This window comes from Acidovorax sp. sic0104 (assembly GCF_019219095.1).
GTDB lineage: Bacteria > Pseudomonadota > Gammaproteobacteria > Burkholderiales > Burkholderiaceae_C > Acidovorax.
This window is the reverse complement of record NZ_JAHUWH010000004.1, coordinates 79,418-98,247: the sequence shown is the minus strand read 5'-3', so window position 1 is coordinate 98,247 and position 18,830 is coordinate 79,418. Positions and strand designations below refer to the sequence as shown.

At 65.6% G+C, this 18,830-nt stretch carries 16 protein-coding genes and 3 pseudogenes; 9 read left to right on the top strand and 10 right to left on the bottom strand.

All coding sequences use genetic code 11. From position 1 onward, the window contains the following. Window positions 1–41 precede the first annotated feature (41 nt). From KW835_RS08650 to KW835_RS08630, 5 genes and pseudogenes are all read left to right on the top strand, one after another. Window positions 42–1,598 carry a methyl-accepting chemotaxis protein gene (locus KW835_RS08650; RefSeq protein ID WP_218381955.1) on the top strand — a complete coding sequence of 519 codons (1,557 nt, stop codon included), beginning with the start codon at window positions 42–44 and terminating at the stop codon, window positions 1,596–1,598. A 218-nt stretch (window positions 1,599–1,816) separates the two neighbouring features. Then, entirely contained in the window at window positions 1,817–2,494 is a 678-nt protein-coding gene (locus KW835_RS08645; protein WP_218381954.1) for a TetR family transcriptional regulator, read from the top strand. Between the two features lie 105 nt (window positions 2,495–2,599). Further along, entirely contained in the window at window positions 2,600–3,916 is a 1,317-nt protein-coding gene (locus KW835_RS08640; protein WP_218381953.1) for an efflux RND transporter periplasmic adaptor subunit, read from the top strand. 180 nt (window positions 3,917–4,096) lie between these two features. Further along, window positions 4,097–4,282: pseudogene (locus KW835_RS27120) on the top strand (LysR substrate-binding domain-containing protein); the annotation flags it as partial. Window positions 4,283–4,308: 26 nt separating this feature from the next. Then, window positions 4,309–4,626: pseudogene (locus KW835_RS08630) on the top strand (acyl-CoA dehydrogenase family protein); the annotation flags it as partial. Between the two features lie 46 nt (window positions 4,627–4,672). Here the strand turns inward: KW835_RS08630 and KW835_RS26815 are convergent. From KW835_RS26815 to glmS, 6 genes and pseudogenes are all read right to left on the bottom strand, one after another. Next, window positions 4,673–4,828, bottom strand: a pseudogene (locus KW835_RS26815) (2-pyrone-4,6-dicarboxylate hydrolase); the annotation flags it as partial. Next, window positions 4,767–5,453 carry an enoyl-CoA hydratase-related protein gene (locus KW835_RS08620; RefSeq protein ID WP_218381952.1) on the bottom strand — a complete coding sequence of 229 codons (687 nt, stop codon included), beginning with the start codon at window positions 5,451–5,453 and terminating at the stop codon, window positions 4,767–4,769. The pseudogene KW835_RS26815 and the gene KW835_RS08620, both read right to left, overlap by 62 nt. Continuing rightward, on the bottom strand, window positions 5,450–7,021 hold the full coding sequence (locus KW835_RS08615) for a 3-hydroxyacyl-CoA dehydrogenase (RefSeq protein WP_218381951.1): 1,572 nt from the start codon (window positions 7,019–7,021) through the stop codon (window positions 5,450–5,452). Before KW835_RS08615 ends, KW835_RS08620 begins: the two co-directional genes overlap by 4 nt. 132 nt (window positions 7,022–7,153) lie before the next feature. After that, the gene (locus KW835_RS08610; RefSeq protein ID WP_339385524.1) at window positions 7,154–7,582 is read right to left on the bottom strand and encodes a LysR substrate-binding domain-containing protein; all 429 of its coding nucleotides are present in this window, start codon (window positions 7,580–7,582) and stop codon (window positions 7,154–7,156) included. Then, window positions 7,567–8,289, bottom strand: coding sequence for a hypothetical protein (locus KW835_RS08605; RefSeq protein ID WP_218381950.1), 723 nt, complete (start codon window positions 8,287–8,289; stop codon window positions 7,567–7,569). The genes KW835_RS08610 and KW835_RS08605 overlap by 16 nt, the downstream gene beginning before the upstream one ends. A 403-nt stretch (window positions 8,290–8,692) precedes the next feature. Next, window positions 8,693–10,633, bottom strand: a complete 1,941-nt coding sequence (gene glmS, locus KW835_RS08600; RefSeq protein WP_218381949.1) for a glutamine--fructose-6-phosphate transaminase (isomerizing) — start codon at window positions 10,631–10,633, stop codon at window positions 8,693–8,695. A gap of 136 nt (window positions 10,634–10,769) precedes the next feature. On the opposite strand from glmS, the gene KW835_RS08595 reads away from it, so the two are divergent. After that, the gene (locus KW835_RS08595) at window positions 10,770–11,270 is read left to right on the top strand and encodes an Lrp/AsnC family transcriptional regulator (protein WP_218381948.1); all 501 of its coding nucleotides are present in this window, start codon (window positions 10,770–10,772) and stop codon (window positions 11,268–11,270) included. 214 nt (window positions 11,271–11,484) lie between these two features. After that, window positions 11,485–12,537 (top strand): diguanylate cyclase, encoded by a 1,053-nt coding sequence (locus tag KW835_RS08590; RefSeq protein ID WP_218381947.1) that lies wholly within the window; start codon window positions 11,485–11,487, stop codon window positions 12,535–12,537. Between the two features lie 114 nt (window positions 12,538–12,651). On the opposite strand, the gene KW835_RS08585 is transcribed toward KW835_RS08590, so the two are convergent. The 3 genes from KW835_RS08585 to KW835_RS08575 form a co-directional block, all read right to left on the bottom strand. After that, window positions 12,652–13,464 (bottom strand): ATP-binding protein, encoded by an 813-nt coding sequence (locus KW835_RS08585; protein WP_218381946.1) that lies wholly within the window; start codon window positions 13,462–13,464, stop codon window positions 12,652–12,654. Window positions 13,465–13,625: 161 nt separating this feature from the next. After that, the gene (glmU, locus tag KW835_RS08580) at window positions 13,626–15,065 is read right to left on the bottom strand and encodes a bifunctional UDP-N-acetylglucosamine diphosphorylase/glucosamine-1-phosphate N-acetyltransferase GlmU (protein WP_218381945.1); all 1,440 of its coding nucleotides are present in this window, start codon (window positions 15,063–15,065) and stop codon (window positions 13,626–13,628) included. Between the two features lie 155 nt (window positions 15,066–15,220). Then, complete coding sequence (locus KW835_RS08575; protein ID WP_218381944.1) at window positions 15,221–15,979, bottom strand: Crp/Fnr family transcriptional regulator; 759 nt, start codon at window positions 15,977–15,979, stop codon at window positions 15,221–15,223. A 160-nt stretch (window positions 15,980–16,139) separates the two neighbouring features. Here KW835_RS08575 and KW835_RS08570 point away from each other — a divergent pair, with 160 nt between their 5' ends. Continuing rightward, window positions 16,140–16,538 (top strand): BLUF domain-containing protein, encoded by a 399-nt coding sequence (locus tag KW835_RS08570; RefSeq protein ID WP_218381943.1) that lies wholly within the window; start codon window positions 16,140–16,142, stop codon window positions 16,536–16,538. Between the two features lie 36 nt (window positions 16,539–16,574). On the opposite strand, the gene fabF is transcribed toward KW835_RS08570, so the two are convergent. Further along, window positions 16,575–17,858: a beta-ketoacyl-ACP synthase II gene (fabF, locus tag KW835_RS08565; RefSeq protein WP_218381942.1), complete on the bottom strand. Its 1,284-nt coding sequence runs from the start codon at window positions 17,856–17,858 to the stop codon at window positions 16,575–16,577. A gap of 244 nt (window positions 17,859–18,102) precedes the next feature. Between fabF and KW835_RS08560 the strand changes: the two genes are divergently transcribed. Continuing rightward, window positions 18,103–18,729: a TetR/AcrR family transcriptional regulator gene (locus KW835_RS08560; RefSeq protein ID WP_218381941.1), complete on the top strand. Its 627-nt coding sequence runs from the start codon at window positions 18,103–18,105 to the stop codon at window positions 18,727–18,729. Window positions 18,730–18,830 lie beyond the last annotated feature (101 nt).

Genomic DNA, 18,830 nt, shown 5'->3' with positions numbered 1-18,830 from the left:
CGGTCGGTATTTCAGAAGATCCAAATACAACAGGAAATCCGATGAACAAACTGTCTCTGGCACGAAGGCTTGCGCTCATCAACGGATCTCTCATCTGCGTACTGGGGGTGGCTGCGGTCATCGTCTGGTCCATGATGGCCAAGGTGATCGAGGCGTCAGACCGCGTCAATCTCACCAACGTTCCACAGCTTCTGACCATCGCGGAGCTGGAACTGAACGTCACGCGCACATCGCTGCAGCTGCGCCACGCGATTCTGGCGCGAACGCCCGCCGAACTCGACGAAACGCTGGCGGACATCGGCGCCAAGAAAACGCTGCTGCTCGACCGGCTGGATCACCTGGGCAAGAACATGATCGACGACGACGGACGCCGAGCATTCGCGCCCCTGCCTGCGCTGATGGCGGATTTCTGGACAGTGGGTGAAGAGAACGTCAAACTGATCCAGGCCGGCAAGAAGGATGAAGCCTTTGCCTTTCTGGTGGACAAGACGATTCCTGCCCGCAATCGGCTGTTGCAACCGCTGGCTGCGGAAAAAAGCCGCCAGGGGCAGCGGCTGGCGTTTCGCATCAGCGAGATCCAGTCGTTCGCCGCGCTGGACCGCAACATCGTGATCGGCGTGATGGCCGGCATTGCAGCGGCGCTTTTGGGGCTGTCTGCCTACCTGCGCAGTGTGGTGCGACAGCTTGGCGCCGATCCGCACGCACTCAAGCATGTCGCGCAGTCAGTGGCCGACGGAGATCTGGCAGGCACGATCAGGCTGCGCAACGGCGATTCGGAAAGCGCCATGGCCGCGCTGGCCACGATGTCGCGCCGCTTGTCCGACGCTGTGCGCAAGGTACGGCACAACGCCGACAGCGTAGCAGCCGCCAGCCAGGAGATCGCCAATGCCAACCACGACCTGTCGGCCCGCACCGAGCACCAGGCCAGCACCCTGCAGCAAACCAGCGCCACGATGGAGCAACTGAGCACCGCGGTGCGCCAGAACGCTGACGATGCCGCCGAAGCCGACAGGGTCGCAGGGGTTGCCGCCACAGTGGCCAACGACGCCGGTTCGGTGGTGCAGGAGGTCGTCAAGACCATGAAGGGCATCCACGACAGCTCCCGGAAGATCGCAGAGATCATCGGCGTGATCGATGGGATCGCATTCCAGACCAACATCCTCGCGCTCAATGCGGCGGTGGAAGCCGCCCGTGCAGGCGAGCAGGGACGCGGCTTCGCGGTCGTGGCCAGCGAGGTGCGAAGCCTTGCACAGCGCAGCGCCCAAGCCGCCAAGGAGATCAAGAACCTCATTGATACCAGCGTGGGCCGCGTCGAGCACGGCTCGGGCCTAGTCAACAGCGCTGGAGCCACGATGGGCGAGGCGGTGGGCACCATTCGCAAGGTGTCCGAACTCGTGGCCGCCATCAGCACCGCTTGCCGGCACCAGCACCACGAGGTGTCGCAAGTCGTGCAAGCGGTGGTGCAGATGGACTCAGCCACCCAGCAAAACGCCGCCTTGGTCGAGCAGATGTCTGCGGCCGCCCTGAGCCTGAGCACGCAGTCGCAGGAATTGGTGCAGGCAGTGGCGGTCTTCCGGCTGGGAAATGACCACACCTGAGACTCCGTGACAGGCGGAGCCACCGGTGAGCACGGGATTTGCCGACAGCGACACCCCAACCTCTGACCATCGCGCTTCACTGCTGGAAGTAACACCCGCCCGGGCGCAAACAGGGATTGCATGGACATTGATGTAGAAGCCCACGTCCGGCAACAGGCAATGGGTCAGACCATGACAGTTAATGCCATTATGATGGCGTAAACTGCCAATCAATCATCTTGCCTGATCGCACAGAACTCGCCCGCCTGGGAGTTGCCCGCATTGCCGCCCGCTTGTTCGCAGAGCGGGGGTTCAGTGCCACCAGCGGCAGCGACATCGCGGCGGCGGCCGGTATTTCGGAACGGACCGTGTGGCGGTACTTCCGCAACAAGGAGAGCTGTGTCGCCCCGCTGTTCGCTCAGACGTGGCAGCGCTTCGCACGCGAACTGGGCTGCTGGCCGCGCGGCGACTCGATCGAACAGCATCTGGCAGACCAGTTCGCCCTGGACAAGCATTCGCCCGAGGAGATTGCCGACATGATGCTGGTGGTGCGGCTGATCGCTGCCCTGCCCGAAGAGCCCGATCTGCGCTCCGTCTGGCTGCATTCGTACCACGATGGCGAGGAGGAAATGGCCGCGCTCATCGGCGAGCGGCTCGGCCGCTCGCACCACGACTTCGAAGTTCGCCTGTGCGCTGCAGCCGTGATGGGCGCAGTGCGGACGGTGGATGAAACCATCAGCCGCGCCGCCGTGCGCGATGGGCAGGCCTTCACGACTGCCGAGGTGGTGGCGCAGATGTCTCGCGCCATCCGCGCGGTCAGCAACCTGCCCTTTTGTGATCCTGTGGTGCCCAGGCCGTTTGGCGATTCCGCACCGGGAGCGGCAAACACCAGAGCGCGACAGCGCAAAACAAGGTGATGCCCTCGGCACGACGATGCGGCTCGTTCGCGCCGCGCTTTTCCGACCGTTCCTGACTGCGCCTTGTCCGCGCACCAAAAGCCCCACCCTTTTTCACCCAACACCATGGCCTTCTTTTCCAAGAAAAAAACCTTGCGCATCGGCATCACTGCCCTGGCGCTGCTCGCGGTAGCTGCCGCTGTCGTTAAGTGGCAGTTCTTCCCCGCCAAGGCGGCCAATACGTTCATCACCGCGACGTCCACCACGGGCGACCTGGAAGACACGGTGCTGGCCAGCGGCACGCTGCAGGCTTTCAAGCAGGTGAGTGTGGGGGCACAGGTGTCGGGGCAGATCAAGTCGCTGAAGGTCGCGCTGGGCGATAACGTGAAGGCGGGCCAGTTGGTGGCCGAGATCGACTCCATGACGCAGCAGAACACGGTGCGCAATTCCGAGGCGGCGCTGGCCACGGCACAGGCCAACCTGCGTGCACGCCAGGCCTCGCTGTCGCAGGTGGAGCTGGCCTACAAGCGCCAGCAGCAGCTGCGCGCGGCCGACGCGGGTCCGCAGGCCGACCTGGAAGCGGCCGAGGCCACCTACCGCACCACGCTGGCCGACATCGACGCCCTGAAGGCGCAGATGCAGCAGGCCGCCATCGCCGCCGACACGGCCAAGGTGAACCTGGGCTACACGCGCATCGTCGCGCCCATCGACGGCCAGGTGGTCGCCGTGGTCACGCAGGAGGGGCAGACGGTGAACGCCAACCAGGCCGCGCCCACCATCATCAAGCTGGCCAAGGTGGACACCATGACGGTGAAAGCCCAGATCTCCGAGGCCGACGTGACGCGCGTCAAACCGGGGCAAAAGGTGTACTTCACCATCCTGGGCGAGCCAGACCAGCGCTATCAGGCCACGCTGCGCGCGGTGGAGCCCGCGCCCGACTCCATCGCCACGGAGTCTTCGCTCTCCAGCACCGCTGCCAGCAGCAACGCCACGGCCACCGCCATCTACTACAACGGTCTGTTCGACGCGCCCAACCCCGACGGCAAGCTGCGCATCTCCATGACGGCGCAGGTCTACATCGTGCGGGCCGAGGCCAAGGGCGCTGTCACCATCCCATCGGCCGCGCTGAGTGCGCGCAATGCCGACGGCACGCACACCGTGCGCGTGGTGGATGCCGAAGGCAACGCCGCACCTCGGCAGGTGCGCACCATTGGGTCAACGACGCTTGGTCTGTGCCCTGCCGACATTGTCACATCAATTGTGACAATTGGTACGGCGCAGGATCCTTACATCCCGCTTGGCATACCCGCTGCCTGCATGCGATCAATACAACCCTGTTCGCAGCGGAGACCGTGCGCGTCGGGCCGTGCCTCCACTCCATTCCGTGTCGATGGACGAGGCGACGATGCTGTCGCCCCGGCCGCCTTGGGGACAGGGATGTAGCGGTTGTCGGTTTGGTCGATGGTCAACGGCTGGCCCGGTTGGACCATGGGGACTCCGCTGCGGTCGAGTTGGACCCGCCCTGTGACCAGCAGGTAACCGTAACCCGCTCGTTGCTGCTGGGCGTTCAGTGCCAGATCAGCCAGGGCAGCCAAGCCCGAAGACCTTCACGAGGAGGCCTTCATCGCGCTATCACCGGAGGACACGGTGCGCAGAAAGCTGGCGCAGATTCTGGAAACCAGCAGCGTCAGGCCGAAAGTCGTTGCAGAGACACCCAATTCATCCACCGTATGTGCGCTGGCGATGGAGGGGCTGGGCGTAGGACTGGTCAATCCTTACGCCTCAGACGGCTATGCAGCACGTGGCGTGGTGTTTCGCCCGTTCTCAGCAGCCGTGCACCGCACGGACACATGGAGATATTGCTGGAGGATGTTCGAGTTCCAGTCGGCAATCTCATGCTGGGAGAGGGGCGAGGCTTTGAGATCGCACAGGGCCGTCTCGGACCGGGTCGCATCCACCATTGCATGCGATCCATCGGTGCAGCAGAGCGCGCGCTGGAGATGATGATTGACAGACTCAGCACGCGGTCGGCCTTCGGCAAGCCATTGGTGGAGCAGTCCGTCTGGCATGAGCGCATTGCCGAATCGCGGTGCGCGATTGATCAGGCGCGCTTGCTTGTATTGAACGCAGCGTACAAGATGGATAGAGGCGGGCAGGATTGTCGATCAGGATAGCCTGCACCGCAGCGCGATCATCGACGGATTCACGCAACAGCTGCATCAGATCTGCGCCGCTCGGTGGGTTCACGACATTGAGGTAGGGCCAGTCGCTACCCCAGACCAAGTTTTCAGGGTTAGCCCTCCACAGGGCATTCTGGTACATCGGCACCCAGGCGAACGGCTTCCCGGATCGCAAGCACCGCGAGCGGAGGCATCTGGGCAATTGACTGGGCGACCTCCACAGCGCGCGCCAATGCCTGTCCACTCGGAACAAGTTCACTGACCAAGTTGGCTGCATATGCTTCAGGCGCCGAGATCATGCTGCCGGTCAGCGTCCACAAAAGCGTCTTGTGGCGTCCGGCGCTGCGCAGGAGTCGCTGCGTTCCCCCGGCACCGGGCATGATGCCGACCTTGATTTCCGGCTGCCCCAGCTTTGCATCCTCTGCGGCGATCACCATGTCGCAGGACAAAGCGAGCTCGCAGCCACCGCCCAGCGCATAGCCCTCAACAGCCGCGATCACCGGCTTGCTCAACTCTCGCACGGTGCGGAACAGTCGGTCAGTTTCCTGCCGCACATGGTCGGTCGGGCGCATGCTGGACATCTCTGCAATGTCGGTGCCTGCCACGAAGTAGCCGCCATCCCCGGTGAGCACGACCGCCGCCACCTCGGGGTCATTGGCCAATGCCCGCAGAGCCTGCTCCAGCTCGTGCTTAACGGTCATATTGAGGGCGTTGCGCCGTTCGGGACGTTGGATGGTCACGATCCCGACGGGGCCCTGTACCCGCCGCTGAACCACGGCATGGCAGTCATTGGCGCTCATGCTGCGCAGCCATTCGCGGTGGGGCCCGCATGTGCCCAAACGGCCTGCGTAAGCCAGGGGGAGGCTCGGTAACGATCCTCGCCGTAAGCGATGCGCAGATGACGAATCACTTGTGCAACCAACGGCAGACCAAGGCGTCGGCCCCACTCCAGGGGGCCAAGCGGATAGTTCGTCCCCAGCCGCATGGCCGTATCGATATCCTGCTCCTGCGCGACGCCTTGGTGCAACGCATCGGCGGCCTCGTTGACCAGCATTGCAACGGTGCGCATGACCGCCAGGCCAGGAGTGTCAGCCAGCTCGGACACTGTCTTGCCCACGGCCGAAAAGAAGGCGACGGCGGCCGCGCGGTGCTTGTCACAGACCCGGGGTGACGCAGAGATCGCCATGCGCTTGCTATTGGCGAAGTCCAATGCCAGGTCGAAAAGCACCACAGGCTCCTGCAAATCAGCGGCCCATTCGGCTGCGGTACGCCCATCCGTCAATGCTAGGACATGGCCGTTGACCCGGAGGAATCCCCGGCCTGCCGTGGGTACGGCGTTCATCCGATCGTCCAAATTATCCAGAAGACCAGAGGCGGTTCCCAGGTCCCCGCAGATCGTGATCTCCAGGGCTTCAACGACAGCTGGTGATGCAAACGCTATCGGCTTAGGCGCCGCCGCTCCGCCGCTGTAGTCGTAGAACCCGCGCCCACTCTTGCGCCCCAGCCAGCCCGCGTCGACCAGGTCCTTCTGCACCAAAGACGGGCGGTACCGAGGGTCGTGGAAAAACGCTTCGTACACGGTCCGCGTCACCGTGAAATTGACATCATGGCCGATCAAATCCATCAGTTCGCACGGGCCCATGCGGAAGCCCCCGCAGTCCCGAAGAAGCGCATCGAGCGTTGCAGGGTCGCATGCCCGCTCCGACAACAATCGCAACGCTTCGCCGTAGAAGGGACGTGCGACGCGATTGACAACGAACCCGGGGGTCGACTGGCAGGCAACCGGAGTCTTCCCCCAGGCGCGCGCGGTGGCGGTGATGCAAGCAGTCACACCGGGATCCGTCTCTCGACCCGCGATCACCTCGACGAGTGGCAGACTCGTGGCAGGGTTGAAGAAATGCATGCCCACCAGCCGCTCGGGGCGCTGCAGGCAGGCACCCAGCGCAGTCACGGAGATCGAAGACGTGTTGGTGGCAATGATGGCATCCGGTGCCAGGTGTTGCTCCAATGACCGCAGAACTCGGCCTTTCACCGCGATGTCTTCAACGATCACCTCGATAAGCAGCCCTGCCTGCGCCAGCTCTGAATCGTCGAGCGACAAAGTAATGCGGGCCAGGATATCGGCAGCCTCCTCGTTGGATATTCGGCCACGAGTGGCACGGCGCGTCACACTTTCGCGGATGGATTGCAGACCGCGCTGAGCGGCATCTGCAACGGTGTCACGCAAGACCACCTTGTGGCCCGCGGTGGCAGCGACTTCCGCGATACCGCTGCCCATGGTTCCCGCGCCAAGTACGACGACGCTGCGGCGGGAAGAGAGCGCGGCTGGATTGAATGTGGAGTCTGGCGATGGGGTGACAGCATGCATGGCGAAGAAGAAGAACTACCGACGTGGGCGGCACTACTCTAGGTGGCACGCCCTGCAGCAGCAAGACGCTCCCTGGCAAGACTGGCTTGCGCGTGGCGACATGCACGTGCCCTGCGCCTCATTTTTGGCGTGTCAGTTCGTCTTCAGTTCCAGTGCGGTGGAATGCCACATTCCTCGATCTCCGAGTTCCTGCACGATGGAACGGATCGCCGCTGATGCGACCTGCACCGCTCGCGCCGGCCCTTTGCTCTTGGACATGGCCATGGTGATGCTGCGCTGCAGGCGCGGATCGGCGATCTTGGCGGCTTGCAAGCGCCCTTCTTCGATTTCGGTCCACACCGCGTGCAGAGGAAGGACTGAATACAAACGTTCCTGCTCGGCAAGGGACTTGAACAGCGGCAGGGAGTCTGCTTCGATCACCGGGGTGACGGTGAGCTTGTCGTGGCGCGCGACAGCGTCCAGCGCGTTGCGCAATCCGTTGGGGGCACTGGGCAGTATGAACGGCAGTCCAGAAAGTGCTGAGACGGGGATGTCGCCTTTGGAGGTCAGCGTGTCGCCCACGGGACCGACCAGGTACGCCCGTGAGCTGTGTGCGCCAGCCCGGGTGGGCGGCATTGCCGGAGGCCGGGCGCGCGCAGTTGCAGGCGCGCCAGGGCGTGCGCGCCGCTGTCGTAAACATCTGCAGACCAGTCGAATCGACCTACCACGTTGACCTGGCCAATCAGCTCGCCCAATTCATCCTCGTGCAGTTCGGCGAACAGAAGTGCCTCCAGCGCTGCAAGGTAAATCGTCTCAGACTCGATTAGACGCGCGTTTCGCACTGGCCGATTCGCCCAGGTCTGCGCATGCAATGCCAAGCAGGAGATCGCCAGGTCGATGCACCAAGCTTCCATTCGATCGCCCTGGAGAAAACTACCGTCCCCTGCAATAGCCAGCAATGTCTGATGCACTTGTGATGGCCCCAGATCACGTTGATCAGCAAATGCACACAACACCGGGAATGGCGTCTTCTTCAATAGCGGGGCAAACGCGCTAGGTTTGAATTGATCGAGAGTCCGCTTGATCTCAGCGCCTTCTTCTTCGCTCACTTGAGCCAGATGAAGGGCCAAGTCAGATGACAGCAACGGATAGATCCATCCCGAACGCACATTCCAGCGATCGTGCAGCAAGTGCATGATTCGCTCAGCGCCTATCACCTGTAGCGTTTCGGAGGAGACAGCACCATTGCAGCTACTCAGGCCGGCGATTTCAATGGCATCCAGATGCAAGTGCAACGCACTGGCAGGTAGACATGAACCTGGGAATGCTCTTCACCGTCTGCTCTTGATCACAGCAGTCGTTCAATGACCGCCGGTTGAGCGTCAGCAACCAGCCTCTTGCAGTCATCGGAGCGTTTTGGGGGCTACTCGAACCACAAGAACTTCTAGAAAAAACCAAAGAAAAAGAGCGCTCAAACTGGGCGCTCTTTTTTATATAGCAACGAACCCAACCAGGGCCGAAGTTTTTTTGTATTTCTAGGTCGCCTGTACCCGTCAATTTCGAGTTTACGACTTTACCGTTACAAATGACCGCCCCGCAAACCCGCGTGAATGCTGGAGGCATGTTTACGACTTTATTTGCGTGTTTACGACTTTAATTACCCAGAATATGCGCGCCACCGTCACGCCATCGTCACTCCACCGTCACGCTTTTGGCCAGATTCCGTGGCTTGTCGACATCCGTACCCCGCGCGCACGCCGTGTGGTAGGCCAGCAGCTGCAGTGGCACCACGTGCAGCAGCGGGCTCAAGGCGCCATAGTGTTCGGGCATGCGGATCACGTGCAGGCCTTCGCCGCTCTCGATGCGCGTGTCGCCATCGGCCAGCACGTACAGCACACCGGCGCGGGCCCGCACCTCCTGCATGTTGCTCTTGAGCTTTTCCAGCAAGGCGTCGTTGGGCGCCACGGTGACCACGGGCATGGCGCTGGTGACCAGCGCCAGGGGGCCGTGCTTGAGCTCTCCGGCGGGGTAGGCCTCGGCGTGGATGTAGCTGATTTCCTTGAGCTTCAATGCGCCTTCGAGAGCGATGGGGTAGTGCAGACCGCGGCCCAGGAACAGGGCGTTTTCCATGCGGGCAAAGTCTTCAGCCCAGCTGATGAGTTGTGGCTCCAGTGCCAGCACGGCCTGCAGGGCGACGGGCAGGTGGCGCATGGCCTTGAGGTGGGCGGCTTCCTGCTCCTCGCTCAGACGGCCCTTGGTTTGCGCCAGCGCCAGCGTCAGCAGGAACAGGCCCGCCAGTTGCGTGGTGAAGGCCTTGGTGCTGGCCACGCCGATCTCGACGCCCGCGCGGGTGATGTAGGCCAGCTTGCATTCGCGCACCATGGCGCTGGTGGCCACGTTGCAGATGGTCAGCGTGTGCTGCATGCCCAGCGACTGCGCGTGGCGCAGCGCGGCCAGCGTGTCCGCCGTCTCGCCCGACTGGCTGATGGTGACGACCAGGGTGCGCGGGTTGGGCACGCTGGTGCGGTAGCGGTATTCGCTGGCCACTTCCACCTGCGTGGGGATGCCGGCGATTTCTTCCAGCCAGTACTTGGCCGTGCAGCCGCTGTAGTAGCTGGTTCCGCAGGCCAGGATGAGGACGCTGTCGATTTCCTTGAACACGCGCCAGGCGGCGGCGCCGGGCTCTCCGTGCAGGCCGGCACCGTCGAACAGCTCGGGCACGATGCCTTCCACGCCTTCGAGCGTGTCGGCAATGGCGCGCGGCTGCTCGAAGATTTCCTTTTGCATGTAGTGGCGGTAGGGCCCCAGCTCGGCCGCGCCGCTGTGGGCCTGCACGGTGCGCACGGGGCGTTGCGCGGTGGTGAGCGCGGTGCGGTCCTTGCCCACGATCCAGTAGCGGCCCAGTTGCAGGTCCACCAGGTCGCCCTCTTCCAGGTACACGATCTGGTCAGTGACGCCGGCCAGGGCCATGGCGTCGCTGGCGAGGAAGTGCTCGCCAGCCACCGAGCCCCCGGTGCCCGAGCCCACGCCCAGGATCAGCGGCGAGCCGGCGCGTGCGCCCACCACGCGGTGCGGCTCGTCGCGGTGGATGACTGCGATGGCGTAGGCGCCGTGCAGTTGGGCCACGGTGGCCTGCACGGCCTCGAACAGGTCGCCGCTGTAGTGGCTGTCGACCAGGTGGGCGATGACTTCGGTGTCGGTCTGGCTGGCGAAGACGTAGCCGCGCGCCTGCAGGGCGCGGCGCAGCTCTTCATGGTTCTCGATGATGCCGTTGTGCACCAGGGCCACGCGGCCAGCGCTGTGGGTGTGCGCGTCAGCACCAGTGCCGTGGCTGAAGTGGGGGTGGGCGTTGTGCACGACGGGCGCACCGTGGGTGGCCCAGCGGGTGTGGGCGATGCCGGTGGCGCCGTCCAAGTGGTCGGTCTGCACCTGTTCCAGCAGTTCGGCCACGCGGGCGGTGCTCCGGGCACGCTGCAGGCCGCCGCGCTCGGTGCCGTGGCGGGCCGGGTCCAGGCTGGCGCCGTGCACGGCCACGCCGCAGGAGTCATAGCCGCGGTATTCCAGCCGCTGAAGGCCTTGCACGAGGATGGGAACGATGTTGCGCGTGGAGACTGCGCCGACGATGCCGCACATGGAGATGCCTTTGTGTGAAACGGATAACGGATGGTAGGCACCCGAAAAGGAAATTTCAGATTGATTTTTAATAGTTTGTGAACTTTAATTTCACGAAACCAGTTTGTTGAAATAATATTTCAACGAATACATCATTATGGAATCCTTAGCCCTCGACTTCACGGACTTGCAACTGCTGAACCTGTTGCAAACCGACTCCGCCCAGAGCAACCAGTCGCTGGCCGAACAGGTGCATGTGTCGCCGCCGACCTGCCTGCGGCGCGTCAAGCGGCTGCAGGACGCGGGGCTGATCGAGCGGCAGGTGGCGCTCCTGCAGCCTGACCGGCTGGCCGCGATCCAAGGCCACGGCCTCTCGTGCATCGTGGAGGTATCGCTGGACCACCAGGGTGCCGAGCACCTCGATGCATTCGAAGCGCGCGCCGTGGCGGACGGCGCGGTGCAGCAGTGCTGGCGCGTCTCTCCCGGGCCGGACTTCGTGCTGGTGGCGCACACACGCGACATGCCGGGGTATCTCGCGCTGTCGAAGAGGCTTTTCACGGGGGATGCGAATGTGCGCAATGTGAAGGCATTCTTTGCCACAAGGCGGGCAAAATTCGACACCAAAGTGCCTCTCGCGATTGACCAGCAAGCACACTAAGCTATCGAATAGATAGCAAATCGCAAAAGACCCTACCGCCTGGCACTGTGCGCCGCAGAGGCGCTGGCGGGCGCCCTTGCTGTCTGCCATTTCCTGCTGGCCTCACCCGCCAGCCCACGGTAAGCTGTCCCGAAGCCCTCCTTTTTCCTTTCAGCCTTCCGGCCTTGCCCGCACATCCGTCCCTGGTGCGGACGGCCAGCACCACCCGCCACCGATGCCGACGCCCGAACGCCAGATGCCCCGCCGTATCTATCCGCTGCGCTTGCTGGGCATGGGTTTGGGTGGGGCCGTGGTGGGCGTGGTGCTGTGGGAGCGCCAGGCCTCGGTCTACGCCTGGCTGGGCATGGTGCTGCCTGCATTTGTATGGCCCCATGTGGCCTTCCTGCTGACCCGGCGCAGCACGGACCCCTACCGCACCGAGATTCGCAACCTGCTCGTGGATTCGGCAGCAGCAGCGGCCTTTGTGCCGCTGATGCACTTCAGCCTGCTGCCCAGCGTGATGCTGATCACGCTGACCATGGTGGACAAGATCACCACCGGCATCCGCGGCCTCTGGGCGCGGTCCATCCCCGTGATGCTGGTCGCCGGGGCCATCAGTGCCGCGCTGACGGGCTGGCACTGGTCGCCCGTGACATCCACGACCGTGATGCTCGCCTGCCTGCCGCTGATCAGCCTGCACACGCTGTCGGTCAGCGTGGTGAGCTACCAGCTCATCCGCCAGGTGTCGCGCCAGAACCAGATGCTGGATGAGCTGCGGCGGATCGACGCGCTCACCGGCCTGTTCGGGCGCGGCCACTGGCAGCAGCAGGCAGAGGCCGCGCTGCGGCGCCACCACACGACCGACGAGCCTGCCTGCATGCTGATGATGGACATCGACCATTTCAAGGAAGTGAACGACGAACACGGCCATGCCGTGGGCGACGAGGTGATCCGTGCGCTGGCCCACGTGGTGCGGGGCCACGTGCGCGCGGGCGACTGCGCGGGGCGCTACGGAGGCGATGAGTTCGCCATCATCCTGCCCGGCATGCGGGCGCAGGATGCCCTGGCGATCGCGCAGCGGATCCGCGCACAGGCTGAAGGCGTTCGGCTGCGGGAGCTGCCCCATCTGCGCCTGACCATCAGCATCGGCGTGGCCCCTGCCGACCACCGACACAGCAACCTGCGCGCCTGGATCGAGTCAGCCGACGCCGCGCTCTACGCCGCCAAGAAGGCGGGCCGCAACCGCGTCGCGGGTTGCTCCGAGCCGGCACTGGTGCCCGCCGTGTGATACGGGCCTGCATGGGAAATCACGCCGGCCGATCCCGCTGATCCGCGAAAGCGCCGCGTGAGGTTTCGACAGCCTCAACGCGAACGGCTTGGAGCGGTCAGCAGCGTGCCCACCTCACTCAACACCCACTGCAGCGGACGGTGCTGCCGGCCACTGCACCCGCACCGTGCAGCCAGCGCCCACCTCCCCCACCGCACTGACGCTGCCGCCGTGGCGTTGCGCGATGGCTCGGCATACCGCCAGGCCAGCGCCGACGCCGTCGAACTCGGCTTCACGGTGCAGCCGCTGGAACACGCCGAACAGCTGGCCCGCGCGCGCGCTGTCGAAACCCGCGCCGTTGTCGGTGATGGTGCAGGCCACCTGCCCCGGCGCATCCGCTGCTGCCGCCTGCACGCTGATGTGCGGCGGCTGCGGCCCTTTGCGGGTGAACTTGACCGCATTGCCCAGCAGTTGCACCAGCAGCTCGTGCAGCAGGTCGGCATCGGCCTGCAGCGTGGGCAGGGCGGGTGCGATGTGCCACTGCACGGCCCTGGCCGCCTCGCCATCCGCCAGCGCGGCGCGCGCACGGGCCACCGCATCCGCCAGCGGCACCGCCTGCAGCCGCAGCGGCGCACGCCCCGCACGCGCCAATGCCTGCAGGCCGTCGATCATCAGGCCCATGCGGCGGGCCGACTGGTCCATGGTGGCCAGAAAGCCCAGCACCTCCTGCACCTCGCCCCCCTGCGCAACAGGGGGCGGCAGGTCGCCCAGCGTCTCGCGCACCAGCTTGCCGTACGACGTGAAGTGGCGCAGCGGCGCCCGCAGGTCGTGCGACACCGCGCGCAAGAAATCTTCCTGCGCGGCAGCCATGTCGGCCACTTGCTGCTGGCTGCGGGCCAGCTCGGCACGCAATTGCTGAACGGTCTTTTGAGTTTCTTCGTCGCTCATGGCTCACACCCCACTCAACCCGGCAGAGCATTCAGCTGCGCCCCGCCTGCTCACGTCTGTCGACACTGGCGCGCTCATCGCCAGTGCACCCGTGGAACTGGCTCCGCCAGGCCACCGGGTGCGTCCCCCTCCCGAAGGAGAGGGGGAAGGCGCGAAGCGACTCAGGGGGTGCCTCCCTTCCTGGGCCGCTGCCAGTTGGCGATGCTGACCTGCTTGCCCCGCGCCACGCTCAAGGCGCCGGGCGCCGTGCTCTTGGTGATGGTGCTGCCCCCGCCCACCGTGCCGCCCGCGCCGATGGTCACGGGCGCCACCAGCACGCAGTTGCTGCCCACGTGCACGTCGGCCTCGATCACGGTGCGGTGCTTGTTCGCGCCGTCGTAGTTGGCGGTGATGCTGCCGGCGCCGTAGTTCACGCGCTCGCCCACGGTGGCATCGCCCAGATACGCCAGGTGGTTGGCCTTGGCGCCGTCGGCGAGAGTACTGTTCTTCACCTCCACGAAGTTGCCGATGTGCACTTCGCGGCCCAGCTGAGCGCCGGGACGCAGGCGGGCAAACGGCCCGATGAGCGCGCCCGCGCCCACGCTGGCGCCGGCCTTCTCGCCGTCGATGTGGGTGTAGGGATGGATCACCGCGCCTGCGGCGATGGTCGCGTTGGCGATGCAGCAGTGCGCGCCGATGGCCACGCCCTCGCCCAATTCCACGCGACCTGTGAATACGCAGTTCACGTCGATCTCGACATCCTGGCCGCACACCAGTTCGCCGCGCACGCCGGTGCGGGCGTCGTCGCGCACGTCCAGGCGCGAAGGGTCGGCCAGGCGCACACCCTGCTCCATCAGGCCGCGCGCCACGCGCAACTGGTGCGCGCGCTCCAGCTCGGCCAGTTGCAGCGGACTGTTCACGCCAGCCACCTGCAGCGCATCTGCTATGCGGTGCGCCACCACGGGCACGCCATCGGCCACGGCCATGGCGACGATGTCGGTCAGGTAGTACTCGCCCTGCGCGTTGTCGTTGGTCAGCCGCGCCAGCCAGCCCTTGAGCCGCTGCGTCGGCACGGCCATGATGCCGCTGTAGATCTCGGTGATGGCGCGCTCCTCGTCGCTGGCATCCTTGTGCTCGACGATGCCCTGCACGTCGCCCGCTGCATTGCGCACGATGCGGCCATAGCCCGTGGGGTCGGGCAGCGTGACGGTGAGCAGTGCCAGGCGGCCATTGCCGCCTTCGGTGCAGGCCTGCACCAGCGCGCGCAGCGTGTCGGCCTGGGTAAGCGGCACATCGCCCGACAGCACCACGGCAACGCCGTCGTCGGCCAGCAGCGGCACGGCCTGCAGCACCGCATGGCCCGTGCCCAGTTGCGGCTCCTGGCGGGCAAACTTCAGATCAAAACTGCCGCTGCCGCTCGCTGCACCTGCGCAGGCTGCTTCTACATCTGTAGCACCGTGGCCGGTGATGACCACCGCGCTGCGGGCCTGCAGGTGCGCGGCCTGGTCCAGCACGTGGTGCAGCAGCGGGCGCCCGGCCAGGCGCTGTAGCACTTTGGGAATGCGGCTTTTCATGCGCGTGCCCTTGCCGGCCGCCATGATGAGAATGTCGAGTTGCGTCATGAACAATGGGGAGAAAGCGGGCAGCGCCACGGTGCGTGCGCAAGCCGGTACGGGATTATCGGCTGCAGCGCGCTCCGCGCCGAACGCTATGCAAAACATAGCAATCAGCGCCCATCAGCTGGTGTCCGAAGCGATTTTTTGCGCCCACCGACAGGCTACAGCAGCGGCAGCAGGCGCGGCGGGGTGTCGTAGTACTCGGCGATGCGCGCCAGCGCGCGGGTGTTGAGCAGGCGCAGCCGCCCGTCCTTGAGCTCGTGCAGGCCCAGCATCGACAGGCGCCTGAGCGTCTTGTTGGTGTGCACCAGCGACAGCCCCAGCGCGTCGGCGATGTGCTGCTGCGTGAGCGGGAAGGCCACACTGCCACCCTCGGCCAGGCCGATACGGTCGAGCCGCCGGTACAGGTGCATCAGCAGCATGGCCACGCGCTCGGTGGCGTTGCGCCGGCCGGCGGTGAGCAGGCTGTCGTCCACATGGCCCTCTTCGTGCGCGGCCAGCCAGGTCATGTCGTAGCCCAGGCGCGGGTGTTCGCGGAACAGTGCCCACAGGCTGTCGCTCTGGAACACGCACAGAGAGCAGGCCGTCAGGGCCTCGACACCGTGCGCCGAGGAGTCGCCGAACTCCTGCTGCAGCCCGATGAGGTCGCCGGGCAGCAGGAAGTTCAGGATTTGTCGGCGCCCGTCGCTCAAGGTCTTGTAGCGAAAAGCCCAGCCCCCATAGAGCGTGAAAAGCCGCACGTTGGCCTGGCCTTCGTGCACCAGCGTCTCGCCGGGCTGCGCCGCGACCGTGGTACTGCGAAAGTCCTCGATGAAGTCCAGCGCCTGCGGCGTCACCGCAGTGAAGGCTCCGCTTCTTCGCAATCCGCAATCTCGGCAGGCGGGAGGGCACGCAGGAATGACAGGGGGAACGGCGCTCATGGTGGCGCGATTTTAGAAGCCACACCCCCGGCACACAGCCGCATGCAACGGGTTTTCACAGCGGTGATGCGCAGATGCCGCACGAGCGGCGCATTCGCGGCGGCGTATGTCTTTTGACATTGCGCGGCGGACAGGGCGCCGCCTACATTGGGGTGCTGATATGAACCTTTCCCCCGCCCTGTACGAGGTGCTGTACGTCAGCATGATCGCGCCCGAGCAGCCGCTCGGCATCGTCGCCGAGATCGCTGCAGCGGCACGCGTGGCCAACGCGCGGATGGACATCACCGGCCTGCTGATCTTTGATGGCCAGCGCTTTTGCCAGCAGTTCGAAGGGCCCAGGAAGGCCGTGCTCAAGCTCATCGAGCGCATCCGCAACGACCCCCGCCATGTGAACATCGAGGTGCTGCACCATGGTCCGCTGGCGGGCCGCAGGTTTCAGAACTTCGACCTGGCCTTCAGCACCGTGGAAGACGTAGAGGCCCTGGCGCGCATGGAGCAGCTCGACGGCGATGCCGCGATCGCGGCGTTCAGGGCTGTCTGCGGCGAGCTCGAGTACTGAGCGCTCTGCAGCGCCAGGCCCTTCGCAACGCCCTGCTCAGCCTTCGCCGTGCGGCCAGCGCCGCAGCACCAGCGTTGCGTTCACCCCGCCGAACCCGAACCCGTTGACCATGGCGTGCGTGATCGCCTGGGCCCGTGGCGACAGCGCCACCAGGTCCAGCCCGGCGGCCTGCTCGTCGGGCGTGTGCAGGTTCAGCGTGCCGGGCACCACCTGGTCGCGCAGCGCCAGCACGGTGAAGACCGTGGCCACCGCGCCGGCAGCCCCCAGCAGATGCCCGGTGGCGGACTTGGTGGAGCTGATGGCCACGGAGCCGCCACTGCCGAACACACGGCGGATGGCGGCCAGCTCGCCACGGTCTCCCACCATCGTGGAAGTGGCATGGGCATTGAGGTACTGCACCTCGCCCGCGGCCAGCCCGGCCTGCGCGAGCGCCATGGCCATGCTGCGGGCCGCACCATCGCCGTCCTCAGGGCCTGAAGTGATGTGGTACGCATCGGCCGACGTGCCGTAGCCCACCAGTTCGGCCAGCGGCTGCGCACCACGCGCCAACGCGTGCTCCAGCGCCTCGACCACCAGCATGCCGGCGCCCTCGCCCATGACGAAGCCGTCACGCTGCGCATCGAACGGACGCGAGGCCTCGTGCGGCGCATCGTTGAAACCGCTCGCCAACGCCTTGGCTGCGGCGAATGCACCCAAGCTCACGCGGTCGATGGCCGCCTCGCTGCCGCCGCACACGGCGATGTCGGCCTCACCCGCACGGATCATGCGGGCCGCATCGCCCAGCGCCTGCACGCTGGCCGCGCAGGCCGTCACGGGTGCGCCCAGCGGGCCCTTGAGCCCATGGCGGATCGACACATGGCCTGCCGCCAGATTGACCAGGAATGACGGCACGGTGAACGGCGACAAGCGCTGCGGCCCGCGCGTTTCCGTGGTGCGAACCGCGTCGGCGATGGCGCCGAAGCCACCGATGCCCGACGCGATGACGGTGGCCGTGCGCGCCAGCGCGGCTTCGTCACCACCGGCCACCGGCCAGCCGGCCTGCGCGAGCGCCTGCTGCGCGGCGCCCAGCGCGAAGGGGATGAAGCGGTCCATCTTGCGCTGGTCCTTGGCCGAGACCACGGCGTCGACGTCCCAGCCGCCCTCGGGGTCTTGCGCGATCGGCAGAACCTGCCCTGCCACCTTGGCCGGCACGCCGTCGCAGACCGCGTCGGGTAGTCGCGTGATGCCCGAGCGCCCGGCCAACAGCCGCTGCCAGGCCAGCTCCACGTGGCTGCCCAGGGGCGAGACCAGGCCCATGCCGGTGATGACGACGCGGCGCATCAGCCGCAGCCTCCGCAACCAGGGGCTGCACGCGATATCAGGAAGACGGACGGTAGGGATTGCATCGGAAACAACTCGCTGGTGGATGGTCTGGCGGCAGGGACGACAGAAAGCAGAAAGGCAGGCACGGCGGCGGTTCGCTGCTCAACTGCGCCCAGAAGGCGGGCCGGGATTTATGATTGCAGCCGTCATCATAAGCACAAAACTGCTTAATGCGTACGACCGCAATCATTAAGAGGTTTCCATGAAAGTCTCCAAGGCACAGGCGGCAGAGAACCGCCAGGGCATCCTCGACGCGGCCGCGCGCCTGTACCGCGAGCGCGGCCTGGCGGGCGTGGGCGTGGCCGACATCACGCGCGATGCGGGGCTGACGCACGGCGGGCTGTACCGGCATTTCGAGTCCAAGGACGCGCTGGTGCGCGAGGCCTGCGCCCGCGCGTTCGACTGGTCCATCGCCCCCCTGGATGGGCATACGCCCAACGCGACGGTGGCAGACCGCATCAAGAGCTACCTCTCGCCCGCGCACCGCGACGCCCCTGGCCGCGGCTGCCCGGCCGCAGCGCTGGCGGTGGACGCGGCGCGCGCGGGCCCGGAGCTGTCGGAAGTATTTGCATCGGGGATCGAGCGCAACATCCAGCGCTTCACGCAGCTGTTGGCAGACCATGCTCCCGCCCCGGCCGAGCCCTTCGGTGCCGATGCAGCGCAGGTATCGGCGGCGCACCGCGCGCGGGCGATGGAGGTGCTGGCCACCATGGTCGGCGGCCTGGTGCTGGCCCGCGCTACGGCGGCGGCGCAGCCGGCGCTGTCTCAGGAGCTGCTGACGACCTTGCAGGAGCAGCTGATCCAGTTGCTGGATACACCCCAAGACTGAGCCGGGGGCACAGCAAACGTTTTGCTATCAAAAAAATAGCTTCCAACGCTTGATGGGCAAACGCAGGAAGCTATTCAGACTATAGAACCGGGCGGACACTG